The sequence below is a fragment of the Baaleninema sp. genome, from assembly GCF_049974805.1.
In the GTDB taxonomy this organism is placed as follows: Bacteria; Cyanobacteriota; Cyanobacteriia; order Cyanobacteriales; family Geitlerinemataceae; genus Baaleninema.
Genome location: NZ_JBNGCO010000003.1, coordinates 1 through 16,420, shown reverse-complemented (window position 1 = coordinate 16,420; position 16,420 = coordinate 1). Strand labels below are relative to the sequence as shown.

At 53.1% G+C, this 16,420-nt stretch carries 12 protein-coding genes and 1 pseudogene; 9 read left to right on the top strand and 4 right to left on the bottom strand.

Annotated features, from left to right (window positions below; genetic code table 11):
- Window positions 1-63: 63 nt before the first annotated feature.
- Complete coding sequence (locus ACP5D4_RS01070) at window positions 64-921, top strand: hypothetical protein (RefSeq protein ID WP_428009763.1); 858 nt, start codon at window positions 64-66, stop codon at window positions 919-921.
- A gap of 104 nt (window positions 922-1,025) precedes the next feature.
- On the opposite strand, the gene ACP5D4_RS01065 is transcribed toward ACP5D4_RS01070, so the two are convergent.
- The gene (locus ACP5D4_RS01065; RefSeq protein WP_428009762.1) at window positions 1,026-1,931 is read right to left on the bottom strand and encodes a cation diffusion facilitator family transporter; all 906 of its coding nucleotides are present in this window, start codon (window positions 1,929-1,931) and stop codon (window positions 1,026-1,028) included.
- Between the two features lie 312 nt (window positions 1,932-2,243).
- On the opposite strand from ACP5D4_RS01065, the gene hpsJ-B reads away from it, so the two are divergent.
- The 5 genes from hpsJ-B (at window position 2,244) to ftsY (ending at window position 8,003) form a co-directional block, all read left to right on the top strand.
- Window positions 2,244-3,077, top strand: a complete 834-nt coding sequence (gene hpsJ-B, locus ACP5D4_RS01060) for a hormogonium polysaccharide biosynthesis protein HpsJ (RefSeq protein WP_428009761.1) — start codon at window positions 2,244-2,246, stop codon at window positions 3,075-3,077.
- A gap of 188 nt (window positions 3,078-3,265) precedes the next feature.
- Complete coding sequence (locus ACP5D4_RS01055) at window positions 3,266-4,195, top strand: glycosyltransferase family 2 protein (protein WP_428009760.1); 930 nt, start codon at window positions 3,266-3,268, stop codon at window positions 4,193-4,195.
- A 360-nt stretch (window positions 4,196-4,555) separates the two neighbouring features.
- On the top strand, window positions 4,556-5,314 hold the full coding sequence (locus ACP5D4_RS01050) for a DUF502 domain-containing protein (RefSeq protein WP_428009759.1): 759 nt from the start codon (window positions 4,556-4,558) through the stop codon (window positions 5,312-5,314).
- A 48-nt stretch (window positions 5,315-5,362) separates the two neighbouring features.
- Window positions 5,363-6,004 (top strand): transcription antitermination factor NusB, encoded by a 642-nt coding sequence (gene nusB, locus ACP5D4_RS01045; protein WP_428009758.1) that lies wholly within the window; start codon window positions 5,363-5,365, stop codon window positions 6,002-6,004.
- A 208-nt stretch (window positions 6,005-6,212) separates the two neighbouring features.
- The gene (ftsY, locus tag ACP5D4_RS01040) at window positions 6,213-8,003 is read left to right on the top strand and encodes a signal recognition particle-docking protein FtsY (protein ID WP_428009757.1); all 1,791 of its coding nucleotides are present in this window, start codon (window positions 6,213-6,215) and stop codon (window positions 8,001-8,003) included.
- Window positions 8,004-8,124: 121 nt separating this feature from the next.
- Here ftsY and ftsH3 read toward each other — a convergent pair whose 3' ends face one another.
- Window positions 8,125-9,969, bottom strand: coding sequence for an ATP-dependent zinc metalloprotease FtsH3 (gene ftsH3 / locus ACP5D4_RS01035; RefSeq protein WP_428009756.1), 1,845 nt, complete (start codon window positions 9,967-9,969; stop codon window positions 8,125-8,127).
- A gap of 1,068 nt (window positions 9,970-11,037) precedes the next feature.
- Window positions 11,038-12,243, bottom strand: a complete 1,206-nt coding sequence (locus tag ACP5D4_RS01030; RefSeq protein ID WP_428009755.1) for a phosphoglycerate kinase — start codon at window positions 12,241-12,243, stop codon at window positions 11,038-11,040.
- A 111-nt stretch (window positions 12,244-12,354) separates the two neighbouring features.
- Between ACP5D4_RS01030 and ACP5D4_RS01025 the strand changes: the two genes are divergently transcribed.
- The 3 genes and pseudogenes from ACP5D4_RS01025 (at window position 12,355) to ACP5D4_RS01015 (ending at window position 14,528) form a co-directional block, all read left to right on the top strand.
- Window positions 12,355-12,759 carry a universal stress protein gene (locus ACP5D4_RS01025; protein WP_428009754.1) on the top strand — a complete coding sequence of 135 codons (405 nt, stop codon included), beginning with the start codon at window positions 12,355-12,357 and terminating at the stop codon, window positions 12,757-12,759.
- A gap of 123 nt (window positions 12,760-12,882) precedes the next feature.
- The gene (gene ylqF / locus ACP5D4_RS01020) at window positions 12,883-13,845 is read left to right on the top strand and encodes a ribosome biogenesis GTPase YlqF (protein WP_428009753.1); all 963 of its coding nucleotides are present in this window, start codon (window positions 12,883-12,885) and stop codon (window positions 13,843-13,845) included.
- 100 nt (window positions 13,846-13,945) lie between these two features.
- Window positions 13,946-14,528: pseudogene (locus ACP5D4_RS01015) on the top strand (RNA-guided endonuclease InsQ/TnpB family protein).
- Window positions 14,529-14,693: 165 nt separating this feature from the next.
- Here ACP5D4_RS01015 and gghA read toward each other — a convergent pair.
- A partial coding sequence (gene gghA, locus ACP5D4_RS01010) for a glucosylglycerol hydrolase (RefSeq protein WP_428009752.1) occupies window positions 14,694-16,420 on the bottom strand: 1,727 nt, incomplete at its 5' end.

The following is a 16,420-nucleotide window of genomic DNA, read 5'->3' as shown; positions in this document are numbered from 1 at the left end:
TAAACATCTGTATTCTCTTTCGTCCCCGCTGGGGTCTCGTTCGCTCCTTTTCCCGCTTCGACTATGGCGATCGATCTTCGCAAACAACCCTTGGAAGCCCGTTGGCAGGCGATTTACGGCGTCGGTTTGGTGGCGGCGGCGGCGATTTCGGTACTGGCCGCCGTGGCAGCCGATCGCTCTTCCGAGACGACAGTGTTTCAACCCGCTTGCACTCGCATTTTGGATACAGAAGCGACCCTCGATCGCGATCGCCTGCAAGGGTTGCACGGAAACCACGGTATGGAGGCGGCCAGGGTGCGAGAGCAATTGGGATCGCCCTATTGCCTGTTGCCCAAAATAGCCTTGCAGGAGGGGATTTTGACAGACCGAGAGCTGTATCGCACCAGGGAGGGGGCGTTGGCGGTCGTGGCTTACGAGGGCGATCGCTACCTCGGATATAGTCTGGAAGCCGCCGATCGTCCGGGTATCCGTTGGACGCCCGATCCGCCGCCTGCCAACGCTCCCATCGTCTCCGAAGTGACAGTCGAATCCGCTACCGCTGTCGCGGCTGGAGACGAAATCGCCGATCGCCCGGTGGTGGCAGAATTCGGAGAACTCTCGCTGCGTGCGACGGGACGGGTGTTCGCCCCAGTGGACGGTTGGGCTAACGGTCAGTTTCGGTTCGTCACGGGCGGCAGGCTGCGATCGATGCCCTCGGACTGTACGATATTGTCCAGTCCCCAAATCCCGAACTACCTGCTCAAACTCTGCGGTTTAGCCCGCCGCCATTTAGGGTATCGGCGAGTGGGCGAACCGTTGGGACGGACAGACGGCTATCTCCACGTCGCTCTGTTGACCTATCGCTCGGACGAGGCGGGCGATCGCTGGGTGTACGTGCCTCCAGCGCCTTCTCTGGTACAAACGCTGTTCGATCGCCCCTAATCGTCTGCGATCGGGAGTCTACGAGGCTAAATCAGAGCGATCGCCACAGAGGTTTCACTCTGTTGCCCGAACAGCAATCAAACCTTCCTCGAGCCGCGATCTCCTCAATGGATCGTTCCTTCACCGTAACTAATTTGTTCAGACTTGTAATCCGGCGGTTCAATGTGAATCATCACGCGAACCGGACTAAACCGTTCCTCTAACCGTTCTTCCACAGCTTCAGTAATATCGTGAGCGGTTTCCACGTCCTTCGCATCGACCACCAAGTGCATTTCCACAAATACCTGTCGTCCGATGAGTCCCCGAGAGGCGATATCGTGACAGTTGAGGACTCCCGGCACTTCCATCACCGTTTGATGAATCGCTTCGGGGGCGATGGCCGTCTCGTCCACCAACCAGGGTAAATTTTCCCGTAACACTTCCCAACCGCTGCGAAACACTAACGCCGCCACAGGAACCGCCAACACCAAATCGATCCAGGGATAGCCAATCCAGACACCGATTAAGCCAGCGATGACAGTCATCGTAATCCAAATATCGCTCATCGTATGGTGAGCGTCGGCGATGAGGATTTTACTACCTAACTTCAGTCCCACCCGTCGTTCGTAGAACGCCACGAGGATGTTGACGCCCAACACCACGAGCATCAGCCACAGCACCCAAGAGGACATCGAAACTTCCTGACCCCCAAAAAATAAGCGATCGAAAACGCCTTTCAAAATTTCCAAACAGGCGACGCCCAAAAAGGCTGCAATACCGATGGCACCGACGGCCTCGAATTTCTGGTGTCCGTAAGGATGATCGCGATCGGGTTGGGGGGACGACAAACGACTCGTCACCAACCCCAGCACGTTGCTGGCACTGTCCGTTACGCTGTGCAGGGCGTCGGCAATAACGCTCAGCGATCCCGTCCACAGCCCGAGAGCGACTTTGAGGACTAACACAAACAGGTTTAAAAGCAGCGTCACGATGAGAACGCGGCGGACTTGGGGGCGATAGTCAGTAACCACTTTGAACTCAGAAAAAAACTTGAAAAAACTCGGGAAAATTGGGGGAAGCTCGGGGGCATCTCAAAGACAGCCACAATATCGATTTGGAGAAACTCGGGATCTGGAAAATCCTCAGCTTCAGGTATCCCGTCTCTTAGAGATACCGGGTTTCTGACGATTGGCAAGTTTGAGATCCACCCGCAGGTTCGAGGACTGGGGAAGTCAAAAGCAAACTTGTGGCGGCGGTTTCAGGCGTTTACATCTAGATTTCGTTCAAACGTAACGCAATCGGCTAACTTGGAAAAGGAGAATCGATTGATATACCAACAGCTTATGAAAGCGTCAACTACCCGTCAACCATCGTCCCTAGCAGCTCGCAGCCTCAAAATCGTTGGACTTCTCCTGATCGTATCGTCTCTGCTCGATTACCTGATTATTCCTGCCCCGTATCAGCCCCTCAACTTACAGTGGCGCATTCAGGTGGCCTCCACCTTCGTCGATCGCGGCATTATTCCCATGATCGGCATCGCCCTCCTGTTTGCGGGGTACTGGATGGGAACCGCAGGGGCAGCGACGGCAATGCCCCGCAAAAAATGGCAAGATTTGCGGTTTTGGGGACTCGTCCTCTCGAGTTTACTGGGACTGTTGTTTTTATTGATGACGGGGATTCACTTTAACGACGTGCGGATGCAGAGCAACCAACGGCTCGAAAGCATCGCCCAACAAGCTCGTCAAGCAGAAACCCAACTCAACACTCAATTGAGTAGCGAAGAGTTTCAAACACAACTCGAACAACAGCGGACTCAACTCGAACAGCAGCTAGAAACGCTGTTGGAAAACGAAGCCCAGCGACAACAGCTCATCGAAAGCGAACAGACCCCCGACGCTCTGCGTCAGCTTCTCGAAGAGTCTCAAGACAATCCCGATGCGATTCAGAGTTTTCTCGATCGGCAAGCCTCGCAACTGCCCGAACAGCTCCAAGGTCGAATTCGTCAACGGGAAGAGCAACTCGAACAAGAAACGCGCCTGGCCGCTTGGAAATCTGCCTTTCGCATCGGTCTGAGCAGCCTGTTACTAGCCATCGGTTACATTGTCATTGGCTGGACGGGTCTGAAAGGCATGATGAGACCGCGTCGCGGCGGACGCAAAGTGCCTTCGTCGAATTAGAGTGAGCCTCTTAGAGTGAGCCTCTTCCAGTTAGCTGCTGAAAGTTCGCTTCGAGGCCAACTCACGCCGAACACTGGCTTCGGAAGCCCATCGACTCGGTTCGTTCGTACCATGCGGATCGGCATACGATCGAGGCGTTCGGATGCTGCAGGGTGCGACACCTTTTTTATGCGATCGCTCGTCAGCCTATGTTTTCGATTTACATTCTCACTTACAACGAAGAAATCGATATCGCCGACTGCATCGAGTCGGCGTTATTGTCCGACGATATTGTAGTCGTCGATTCCTTTAGCAGCGATCGAACGGTGAAAATCGCGCGTCGCTATCCGGTACGCGTCGAACAGCATCGCTTTGAAAGTCACGGCAAACAACGCACTTGGATGCTGCGATCGATCCCCACTCAATACGAGTGGGTTTACATCCTCGAAGCGGACGAACGCATGACCCCGGAACTGTTCGAGGAATGCCAACAGGTTATCCAAAAAAACGAAGCGGGTCTACAGGACGACATCGTGGGGTATTACGTTGCCGAACGGGTGATTTTTATGGATCGCTGGATTCGTCGCAGCACGCAATACCCCCGCTATCAACTGCGACTGTTCCGTAAAGATAAGGTGTGGTTCGACGATTACGGCCACACCGAACGGGAAGTCTGCGACGGCAAAACGGGATTCCTTAAGGAAACTTATCCCCATTACACTTCTGGCAAAGGATTGAGTCGTTGGATTGAAAAACACAATCGCTATTCGACGGACGAAGCGGTCGAAACCTTACGCCAACTTCAGTATGGAAACGTCCGCTGGCAAGACCTCTTTTTCGGGCGATCGGAAGTCGAACGAAGACGGGCTTTAAAAGACTTATCTTTGCGCTTGCCGTTTCGTCCCTTAGTGCGATTTATTTATATGTATTTCTTCTTGGGGGGACTCCTCGACGGTCGAGCGGGGTTTGCTTGGTGTACCTTACAAGCCTTTTACGAATACTTAATTCTTTTAAAAGTCGACGAACTCCAGCGCCAAGGACAGATTCCCCCACCACCGCAACCGTCCTCTTCCGGAGAAGAAGAGGAGGCATCGGTGACGGTACAAACGCCTTCGGGCGGATCGTCTTCCCAGGCTTAACTACAGTCGTCGCCGTTCGAGAAACATTGGCGAGTGGAGTGCGATCGCACCGAGGTCGATGACCTTTTCCGTCGCGTTTTCCCATCGCCCCAACCGTCAATCCGTCTCGCAAAACGGGAAATTCGCTTCCCTTCCTTGCTTTCCCGTCATTTTTGCCCTCGAGATGTTACATTTGATACACAGAGCCGTTGACAAACCGATTGGGGATCGTTGTCCCATCTCCGCCTCTCCCACGAGCTTGCAACAATTCTTTACAAGCGTTAACAATTAATATAAGACAACAAGTAACCTTCCCTATCGTTTTGGATATCCAGAACGACGACATCGGCTTATATGAATGGCGATACGAGTGAAAGATCTGTGCTCCAACGCTTAAAACAAGACCTAAAAAACGATTTAATCGCAGGCTTGTTAGTCATCATCCCGTTAGCGACGACGATTTGGCTAACGCTCGTCATCGCCAACTGGACGATCGGCTTTCTGACGAGCATTCCCAAACAGCTAAACCCCTTCGACGGGTTGCACCCGATTTTAGTCAACCTGCTGAACTTACTGGTGGGATTTGCGGTTCCCCTGTTCGGTATCTTGCTCATCGGCTTGATGGCCCGTAACATCGTCGGGCGATGGTTGCTGGACTTCGGGGAAAACATCGTCCAGGCGATTCCCTTAGCGGGGTCGGTTTACAAAACCCTCAAGCAACTGCTACAAACCCTATTACAAGATTCGAGTACCAAATTCCGCCGCGTGGTTCTCATCGAGTATCCCCGTAAAGGACTCTGGGCGTTAGCCTTCGTCACGGGGGCGATTAGCGGCGAGATTCAAACCCATATGAACGAATCGATGTTGAGCGTCTTCGTGCCGACGACGCCCAACCCGACAACGGGATGGTACGCTATTATTCCCGAACGGGACGCCGTCGATGTCAACCTTTCGATCGAGGATGCGTTTAAAATCCTCATATCGGGGGGCATTGTCTGTCCGACTCCTCCCGATGGCGTACCCGGCGAACCCCAACGGCCGACCCTCGAACAGCTTCTCTCGCGGAAGAAAAACAAACCCGCTCCCGTCGAAGAAGCCGTTCCCGTCGAGGAAGCCGTTCCCATCGAAGAAGACGCCTAACCCCAACGCCGTCTCGCTGTCGTTGTCTTTCTACTCCGCACCCGGCCTATGCAAGCCCGCAGTATCGCCCGCGAACTGGCACTTCTGAGTTTGAGCCAGTTACCGAAAAATCCCGACAAACTCACCGAACAGCAGCTTGGCGATATTGTCGTGGCTGCGATTCGGGCGATGACATTGGAAGCGCACGAAGCCCTCGAAACCGCCGCCGCCGAACTCAAACGGGGAAGCGATCGCCTCTTCGAGAGCGAAACCCGCACCACCGACCTCAAAAGTGCCAAAGCGATGGTTTCCGACGCTGTGGAACTGACGCGACAAGCCATCGAACGCCTGGGAATGGCGGTTGAGTTACCGGAGTTCGTACAACTGGCGGGACAAGCCAACGTTCGCGAGTACGCCCTGGAATTGTTAATTCAAGCGACTCAAAACCGTTCGGAAATCGACGCACTGCTCGATCGCGCCATCGTCGATTGGCAGCTCGAACGTCTACCTCGCATCGAACAGGACGTGCTGCGCCTGGCCGTGGCCGAACTGCAATATCTCGCCATTCCCGAACAGGTGGCCATCGACGAGGCGGTAGAACTCACGAAACGCTATAGCAGCGATAATTCTTTCCGCTTCGTCAACGGCGTCTTGCGTCGCGTGGTCGATTTACTGAAATCTGAAGCCGAAGCCACCTCTTCCCCGAATTAATGGGGGTTTTTCTCGGGTTTGACGGCAATCTGCACTCTGAAAAACCCGGTATCTCTAAGATGCCGGGTTTCTGGCGATTTTAAGAAAACCCATATTTTTGAGAAAGACGGATAAATTCTACTCACAAGGTGTTGTCTCCACGTTGTACTATAAGAACGAGAAGAACTTAAACTTCGGCATTCTCTGACGACTTTCTGGCAAACGAGCTATGGTGTTTAACTGGTTCCGCCGTCAATTCGATCGCGACAAACAAAAAGAAGACGAATCGACTCAATCTCCAGTCGAAGAAACTCAAGAAACAGCAGAAGAAACGGTAGAAAAAGAAGAAGAAACGGGAGAAACGGCGGCGGAAACTGCCCCGAATCAAGATTATTTGGCTTGGGCAAAAGCGGCGTATCAAAATATTCAACAACAGCAGCCCACTGAAGAAGAAGTTTCAGAAGAAGAAGTTTCAGAAGAAGAAATTTCAGAAGAAGAAGTTTCAGAAGCAGCCCCTGAAACGGTTTCAGAAGAAGTTTCAGAAGAAGAAGTTTCAGAAGAAGAAGTTTCAGAAGCAGCCCCTGAAACGGTTTCAGAAGAAGAAGTTTCAGAAGAAGAAGTTTCAGAAGAAGAAATTTCAGAAGCAGCTCCTGAAACGGTTTCAGAAGAAGAAGTTTCAGAAGAAGAAGTTTCAGAAGCAGCCCCTGAAACGGTTTCAGAAGTGGAATCTGTTACCGAAGAAGTTTCCGCAGAAATTTCTGAAATTGAAGAAAAAGCGGAAATCATTTCAGACAAAGCGGAACCCACCGAAGTCGAACCCGTTTCAGAAGAAGAAGTTTCAGAACCCGTTGCAAAAGTCGAAGAAGCCCCAGCCGAACCCGCTTCTGAAACCAACGTTCCGGCGTGGGCGAAAGCCGCAGAAGAACGAAAAGAACGACTCGATCGGCTGAAAGCCGAAGCCGTCGAAACCCCCGTCGAAGAAGAACCCGTCCCCGAACCGACGCCAGCGATCGAATTCGACGAAGATTTCGTGTGGTCGGCGGAAGTCTTGGCCGGTCAAGGTCGCCGTCCCGACGAAGTATCGATCGAAGAAATTAACTGGTTGCAAAAACTCCGCCAGGGACTCGGAAAAACCCGCGTCGGACTCGTCAACCAGCTTAAATCGATCGTCGGTCAAGGACCGCTGAACAAAGACGCCGTATTTGAAATCGAGGCGTTGCTGTTACAAGCCGATGTGGGGGTCGAAGCCACCGACCTCATCATCGAAACCTTACAAGCCAAACTGCGAGAAGAAAGCCTTCCCCCCGAAGAAGCGATCGCCTATCTCAAACAAATTCTCCGCGACATCCTCGATCGACCCTTCAAGAACGGCTACGAACGAGAATTCGTTCCCGAAAAAGACCGCTTCAACATCTGGTTGATGACGGGGGTAAACGGCGCCGGAAAAACCACCACCATCGGCAAACTGGCGCATTTAGCCAAAAAATCCGATTACACCTGTATCATCGCCGCCGCCGACACCTTCCGGGCTGCTGCAGTGGAACAGGTCAAAATCTGGGGACAACGCAGCGAAACAGAAGTCATCGCCAACCCCGGAAAAAACACCGACCCCGCCGCTGTGGTTTTCGACGGAATCACCGCCGCCAAATCCCGCGATATCGAATTGCTGTTGGTCGATACCGCCGGACGGTTGCAAAACAAAAAGAACCTGATGGAGGAACTCAGCAAGATTCGCCGCATCATCGATAAAAAAGCCTCCGATGCCAAAGTCGAATCGCTATTAGTTCTGGATGCCACCTTGGGTCAAAACGGATTACGTCAAGCTCAAGTCTTTGCAGAAGCGGCGAAGTTAAGCGGCGTCGTTCTCACCAAACTCGACGGAACTGCCAAAGGGGGCGTCGCCCTGGCGGTAGTCGAACAATTGGGACTTCCCATCCGTTTCGTCGGGGCGGGTGAGGGAATCGAGGATTTACGACCCTTCTCTAGTTACGAGTTTGTGGAAGCTCTGTTAAACGGTTAATCGCGACAGGAAGGTTAGAGACAGGATTTCTCCGAACCCGAACCCTTGCACGATCGAACCCCGGTTTCTGTCGAGAAACCGGGGTTTGAGTTGAGTTGAGTTGATGCTCTAGGAGACGGTTCTAGGCGATCGCAGCCATCTTCACATCGCTGTTAGCGAGCATCTCTTGTAGTTCTTCGGCATCGACGGTTTCTTTTTCGACCAACATTTCAGCCAATCGATCGAGAACCGAGCGGTTTTCCGACAACACCTGTTTAGCGCGAGTGTAAGCCTCGTCAACTAACTTGCTCACCTCTTCATCAATGGCGGCAGCGGTTTCTTCAGAGAAGTCCCGTTCGGAGGCGATATCGCGACCGAGGAACATATTCCCTTGCTGGCGACCCAAAGCCACCTGTCCGAGGCGTTCGCTCATGCCGAACCGCGTCACCATCTGACGCGCCACGCGAGCCACCTGTTGCAAGTCGTTAGAGGCGCCAGTGGTCACTTCTTCTTCACCGAAGATGATTTCTTCAGCGATACGACCGCCGAGGGCGACGGCCATTTGGTTTTGCAGGTAAGAGCGGGAGTAGAGACCGGAATCCATGCGCTCTTCGCTGGGGGTGAACCAGGTCAAACCGCCAGCAGCACCGCGCGGGATGATGCTGATTTTTTGAACTGGGTCGTAATCGGGCATCAAGGCACCGACGAGGGCGTGTCCGGCTTCGTGATAGGCCACGAGGGTTTTACGTTTCTCGCTCATGACGCGATCTTTCTTCTCCGGACCGGCGAGGACGCGATCGATGGCGTCGTTCACTTCATCCATGGAGATTTCGGTCAAGTTGCGACGAGCTGCCAGAATTGCCGCTTCGTTGAGCAGGTTCGACAGGTCAGCCCCTGTAAAGCCAGGAGTCCGACGGGCGATTTTTTCCAAATCCACGTCTTTGGAGAGGGTTTTGCCGCGAGCGTGGACATTGAGGATTTCCAGGCGTCCCGCGTAGTCGGGGCGATCGACCACCACTTGGCGATCGAAACGACCGGGGCGCATCAAGGCAGCGTCGAGAACGTCGGGGCGGTTCGTCGCAGCGATGATGATAATTCCGGTATTGCCCTCAAAACCGTCCATTTCCGTGAGGAGTTGGTTGAGGGTTTGTTCCCGTTCGTCGTTACCGCCGCCTAAGCCCGCACCCCGCTGGCGACCCACGGCGTCGATTTCGTCGATAAAGACGATACAGGGCGCGTTTTGTTTGGCTTGCTCGAACAGGTCGCGGACGCGGGAGGCTCCGACACCGACGAACATTTCGACGAATTCAGAACCGGAGATGGAGAAGAACGGAACCCCAGCTTCCCCAGCCACAGCGCGAGCCAGCAGCGTTTTACCGGTTCCCGGCGGTCCGACGAGCAGCACGCCTTTGGGAATTTTCGCACCGACAGCGGTAAAGCGATCGGCGTTTTTCAGGAAGTCCACCACCTCCGTCAGTTCCAGTTTGGCTTGTTCGATGCCTGCCACGTCGCCAAAGGTGACTTGGGTTTGGGGTTCCATTTGAACCCGTGCTTTAGACTTCCCGAAGTTCATGGCTTGGCTACCGGGGCCGGATTGGGCGCGGCGCAGCAAGAAGAACAGTCCCACCAACAGCAAGATCGGGAAGAACAAGCTGCTCAGGGCGCGGAACCAGAAGCCATCGTCGCTTTGAGGCATTACCCGCACGTCCAACCCGTTATCCGTGAGGATATCGATGAGTTCGGGGTCGTTGGGCAGGTTGACGACGACTTTGCCGTTGCCTTGGGGGTCGGTATAAATTGCTTGGGTGCGATCGGAACTCAGGTTGATGGTTCCTTCAATTCTGCCGCTTTCGACCGCGCTGATAAATTCGCTGTATTTCGCGGTTTGTCGGGCTTGGGGCTGCTGGTCGAAGAACGCCGTCGCTAAGGCGATGACGACGATCGCCAACAGTGCGTATAAGCCTGCATTTCTCCACCGTTTGTTCACCGGGGTTCTTCCTCCTCGTTTCTTATGAGCGGTTCTTTTCTCGGTTTTATGAGTGTCAGTGTTAACTTATATTAACCTTCTTGAGGGAATCCTGCAAAAACGCGAGACGATGGTGCGTTTGTGCGATGTGCGTTGAGATGGTCGGGGTGACGATCTGAGGTTGGGGACAGTTTGGGGGGCGATCGCTCCTCCATCGGGACGGCAACGCCTTCGACAACGCCGATGAGATACTTCTTGAGATAGTTCTATTGTGCCAAATCGATCGGGGATCGGCGATCGATCCGATCCCGCATCTGAAGGGTGAAGCGTTTCTAGGGGAATAGCGGGGAGGGTGCGATCGGGCGAGATTGAGGCGAACCGATAATTTTTAGGGATTGGGCAACGGCCAAAGTTGTACGATCGGGGGTTGTCAAATAATTACAATTCTATGTATATCTGTATTTAGAAAAAACCAGCATATCTCTATTGGGAAAGACAAAATATTAAGTCAATATTTTATATTCAACATTACCTCTGCTATGCCGACTAACGTAATTGAGATCTATAGCAATCCGAAATAATTCCTGGCAAAAATTTCTGGCAAAATCACCTATCGGCCAAGGGATCTGGAGACCATTCGACCTTCGTTCGAGCTTGCGTTTCACGTCTGTTAATTGCCACAATTGACTTAGGATTGCGATAGTTATTATTGTCTTCGGAAATGATTTGACGAGGCTTCATAATAAACAAGCTTAGTCTATTTCAACTCGAAAGCTCGAATATTAGTTTAATTTAACCCTTAAAAAATAGTTAAGAATCTCAACAACAGACATTTCAGCAGCGAACCCATCGACAACCGCAATCCCGATTCAGCAAATGCAAGGTTTACCACCCCGTCGATCGGGTTCGATCGCTTCGGCCGTCGTAGGGGGTGTGACGCAGTTAAAAAATAGCACTGAAATCCAGTTAATGGACTTTTACCGCGCCATGTAGCCCACCCAACAAAAACAAAAGATGAAGAGATGAGGGGATTCGAGACCCATCTATCATCAGGCTGTCCCCCCATCAAGTCATCTCCTCATCTCAAAATTACGCGTCGTCGAGCGCGGCAATTCCGGGCAGCACTTTACCTTCAAGCAGTTCGAGGCTGGCACCGCCACCCGTGGAGATGTGGCTCATTTTCTCGGCCACACCGACTTTTTCCACCGCAGCCACCGAGTCACCACCGCCGATAATGGTGGTGGTGCCGGTATCGGTCAAATCTGCCAGGGTGCGAGCGATCGCTTCGGTTCCTTTAGCGAATTTATCGAACTCGAACACACCCATCGGTCCGTTCCAAATGACCGACTTACAGTCTGCCAGAGCGTCTTGGAAAGTTTTCACCGAATCCGGCCCGATGTCGAGACCCATCCAACCGTCAGGAATTGCATCGACCGCTACAGTGCGATCGTTGGCATCGGGGGCAAAATTATCAGCAACAATCACATCCGTCGGTAACAACAGCTCCACACCACGCTCTTTGGCTTTGGCTTCGAGAGCTTTTGCCAGTTCCAGCTTGTCTTCTTCCACCAAAGACTTTCCAACACTCAAACCGCGAGCCTTGAAGAACGTAAAGATCATACCGCCGCCGATGAACAGCTTGTCCACCTTTTCCAACAGCGTTTCGATGACACCGATTTTGCTCGACACTTTCGAGCCGCCAACGATCGCCGCCAAAGGACGCTGGGGGTTTTCAATGGCGTTTTGCAAGAACTCCAGCTCTTTCTCAATGAGATATCCCGCAACGCAAGTATCGATGTGTTGCGTGACCCCTTCCGTCGAAGCGTGGGCTCGGTGAGCCGTTCCGAACGCATCGTTAACATAAACGTCCGCCAGAGACGCCAACTGTTTGGCGAATTCAGGATCGTTTTTCTCTTCTCCAGCGTGGAAACGGACGTTTTCCAGCAGCAGCACGCCGCCGTTGGCCAGTTTGTCCACTTCAGCTTTCACCGCATCACCAACGCAATCGTCGCATTTAATAACCGGTTTGCCTAACAGTTCCGAGAGACGTTGCGCCACGGGGGTCAAGCGCATATCTTCCTTGACCTGCCCTTTCGGACGCCCCAAGTGGCTCGACAGCAACACTTTCGCACCCTTTTCAGTCAAATCCCGAATCGTTGGGAGGGCGGCGCGAATCCGCGTATCGTCGGTGATTTTGCCCGAATCATCCAAAGGTACGTTGAAATCCGCCCGTACCAAAACCCGTTTACCCGATAAATCCGACGCCGATAAATTTGCTACAGTTTTCTTAGGCACTTTGACCTCCTATATCTACTTACTTTCCTGGTATTTCCACGTACCTGGCGGTCAAGTTGAGACTTCGCGCCGTCACAATTCTACCGGAGACCGGACATTAGAGAGACGACAATGTTTAAGAGCGTACTGTTTCCCATCGACGGCAGTAGAGAATCGCGCCACGCGGCCGAAATCGTGGCCAATTTAGCGAAAACCTACAACGCCCGCCTAATTATCCTGTCAGTGGTCGAACCGCCTGAAGAAGGTAGCGAACCCACGCGGATGAACTCTCCCGAAGCGATCGCCGAACTGCTCAAAAGCGCTCAGGAAGTCTTTTCCGAACAAGGCATCGAAGCTGAAGCGATCGAACGGCAAGGCAAACCCGCCTTTACCATTTGCGATGTCGCCGACGAACTCGACGTAGACTTAATCGTCATGGGCAGTCGCGGCACCGGCTTAACGGAAGAAGGCGCCGCCGAAAGCGTCACCAATCTAACCATCAACCTGTCCCCCTGTCCCGTGTTGGTCGTTCCCTAAGGGCGATGATGGGATGATGGGATGATGAGATGATGGGATGATGGGATGATGGGATAAGTAGAAATTCTGAGTCGGTGCGTGACCATGTATGGGTCTCAGGTTCGACACCTGATTTTTCAAGTCATGCACCCTACCCCCGTTCCCCGTTCCCCGTACCCCATTCCCCGTTCCCCGTTAATGATTCAGTGGTATCCCGGTCATATTGCCAAAGCCGAACGGCAACTGAAAGAACAACTCAACCGCGTAGACGTGGTTCTGGAAGTGCGAGACGCGCGAATTCCTCTGGCCACCCATCACCCGCAACTGACGCAGTGGTTGGGGGAAAAATCGCGGATTCTGGTTCTCAACCGCGTGGATATGATTCCCCCAGAAGTCCGTCAGGCTTGGACGAACTGGTTTTCCGATCGCGGCGAAACGGCCTATTTCACCAACGCCAAGCAGGGAACGGGAGTCGCGCAGGTGGCGAAAGCGGCTGAAGCGGTGGGGGACAAACTCAACCAACGCCGCGTGTCTCGAGGGATGCGCCCTCGTCCGGTGCGGGCGGTGGTGATTGGTTTTCCCAATGTGGGAAAATCGGCGTTGATTAACCGTTTGCTGCGGCGGAAAGTGGTGGAAAGTGCTAGACGTGCGGGGGTGACGCGCCAACTGCGCTGGATTCGCCTGTCGGAAAGGGGCGGAAAACGCGGGAAATCTGGGGCGGCGAACCGGGCGAATTTGGAACTTCTCGATTCGCCGGGTATTATTCCCTGGAAGTTGGACAAACAGGCGGACGCGGTGAAGTTAGCTATTTGCGAGGATATTGGCGAGGCGGCTTACGATAATCAACGGATTGCGTCGGCGATGGTGGATGCGATCGCCCGAGTTGAAGAGTTGGGTAACGACATGGTTCCGCAAAACGTCTTGTTGTCCCGCTACGACCTCGATCCCAAGGGTATGACGGGGGAATCCTATTTACATTTTCTGGCCGCCGAACGCTATCAAAACGATGTCGAACGTACCGCCTGTCAGCTTTTAAACGATTTCCGTAAAGGAATCCTCGGGACGATTCCCCTGGAATTGCCGTTGGATGATGGGATGAGGGGATGAGGGAAAATTTTCTCCTCATCTCCTGACCTCATCAAAACTCCTGGGTCTGAAACCCCGCCCTTTCAGGGCGGCTTTACACAATAGATGCTACAATGTGAGCATGACGCAAAAAGCATTCCGATATCGTTTCTACCCAACTGCCGAACAGGAAGACCTGTTGCGGCGGACGCTGGGCTGTACCCGCCTTGTCTACAACCGTGCTTTGGCCGCAAGGACTGAAGGCTGGTATGAAAGGCAAGAACGGATTGGGTATAAAGAAACGTCGGCGTTGCTGACTGAGTGGAAAAAAGAGGATGAGCTTAGCTTCTTGAACGAAGTTAGCTGCGTCCCCTTGCAGCAAGGTTTGAGACACCTCCAAAAAGCGTTTGCTAATTTCTGGGCGGGACGGGCTAAATACCCGAACTTCAAAAAGAAGCGAAACGGCGGCAGTGCTAGTCAAAATTGACCGTTGGTTTCCGTCCTCCAAGCGCTGCTCGAACTGTGGGCATATCGTTCAACGATTGCCGCTTAATGTTCGAGAGTGGGATTGTCCTGAATGTGGTACTCACCACGATCGGGATATCAACGCTGCTGTTAATGTCTTGGCCGCTGGGCAAGCGGTTTCAGTCTGTGGAGCGACTGTAAGACCCAAAGAGAGTAAATCTCGGAAGGCGGGTGCTATGAAGCAGAAACTCAGATCGTGAGGTCTGGGAATCCCCGCGCCTTTAGGCCGGGGAGGATGTCAATATCTCTCCCGTCTTGCCGGGGATCTGGCTTGAAATTCAATACATAAAATATATATTTTGTCAATACCCGATCTCGAAAAGTGTATCCTTACCTCATCACCGCATCATCCCATAATCTCCTCATCACGATTTGGGGGCGAAGCAGAGTAAGACGCCTTCGGAGTCTTTTAACTCGAAGCTGTTGAGGTCGTCTAAATTGCCGTCGCGATCGAGTCCGGGGGAGGCGACGGACACTTTCCACTGATTGAGGTTAATCCCCAACCATTCGCCGAGGTTGACTTTCATCGGTTCGCCCCCCATGTGCGCCACCATGGCAATGCCTTCGGAGCCGTTGTTGGGGTTGCTGCGGACGCCGTAGAAAATGGTTCGATCGCCCTCGCTGTATTTGTCGAATCGATCGGTGCCGATGAGACTTTGTCCCAACCAGGGCCGCTGGTGGCGGAATTCTCGTAATTGACGGTTAAATTGCGCTTTGAGGGGATCTACCTTGTCTTCGTAATGGGAGACTTTACAGGCTTCGTAGCAGTCTTCCATGAAGGAGAGGGCGAATTTCTTTAACTGCGCTACGTCTAGGGTTTTGAGGAACTGTACCATTTCGGGATGGTTGAGGAGTCGCAGTCGATCGATCCGACAGGACGTCGTGTCTTCTCCCAAACACTCCTGACAGGCTTCGGCGACCTGCTCGAGGTCGTAATCCATTTCTCCCATGGTTTCCTGCAAGGCGTGGCCGAAGTCTCGCAGTTCTTGAAGATGGAGAAATCCGAGGGATTTTAAGTGTTGGAACAACTCGGGTCGATCGTAAATTTCTGGCGTGACCTGCCATTCGAGGAATCCCACTTCTTCGGAAACCACTTTCACACCATACCGCTCGTCGGTGTTGCGGAAGAACATCCAAGGGGCGTGAGAGAGGGCGTTGATGAAATCCATGGGAAGCCCTGGGCTGAACCCGTACACCCACAGCGTCGTTGCTGGGTTGTCGTAGGCGTTGCGAAGTACTTCTGAGAGCGTCTCGCCGAGATTCCAGTTGATGGGTCGATCGAGATCGACCTGATTTCCGCGCCGAACGGTGTCGTGGTTGGCGCATCCGGTAATCCAGTTACTCCCGATATGCATCACTTCCAACACGCGACGCCATTTCTTTTCCCAAAAGCCCTGTAACGTCGGGGTGTTGTGGGCAAAAATCAACGGCCCCCACTGATAGGACTCGGGCATTTTCTCGATGAGATCCCGATAGGTGGAGGTATCTTCCCAGCCTTCGGAGGGCCAGGGGCGACCGTCCTCGAAAATGGTAAACATCAACCGTTTGTGGTCGCCGATTTCCTGTACGACATCGCTCATAGCCAGTAAATAGGCGTCGTCTTGTTCGACGACTCCCGAAAGCGGGTTGAAAAAGCGGAAATCCTGGCCGCCATCGACGCGAATCCCGTCGCATCCGGTGTTGAGTTTGCGTCGCTGCATTTCCAGGAAAATCGCCCGAACGGTTGGCAGTTGGTGGTTTAAGTCCTGCCCGTACATATTCGGACCTTTGAGATATTCCCGATTGACGAGGAGTTCTGATTGGTTGTCGGCGTGACCGTACACTAAATCGTAAATAACTTGGATGGGTCCGGTGGAAAAGTTGTGTAAGGTGGCGATGAAATCCACCACTTCGTCGGGGCGCAAGCTGCCCAATAGGGCGGGGTTGGTGGTACTCGATCCCAATAGCGGCACGTCGTAGCCCCAATCTTGGGTGTTGGGTTTGTTCAGTTCGATGGTGAGTTCGTCGTCTTCTTGGCTGATGAAGACGAAAAATTCGCTTTCGGGGCTGTAGTCGGTGCGAAATTCGATTGTGGGTTCGGTGGGAAGCAACT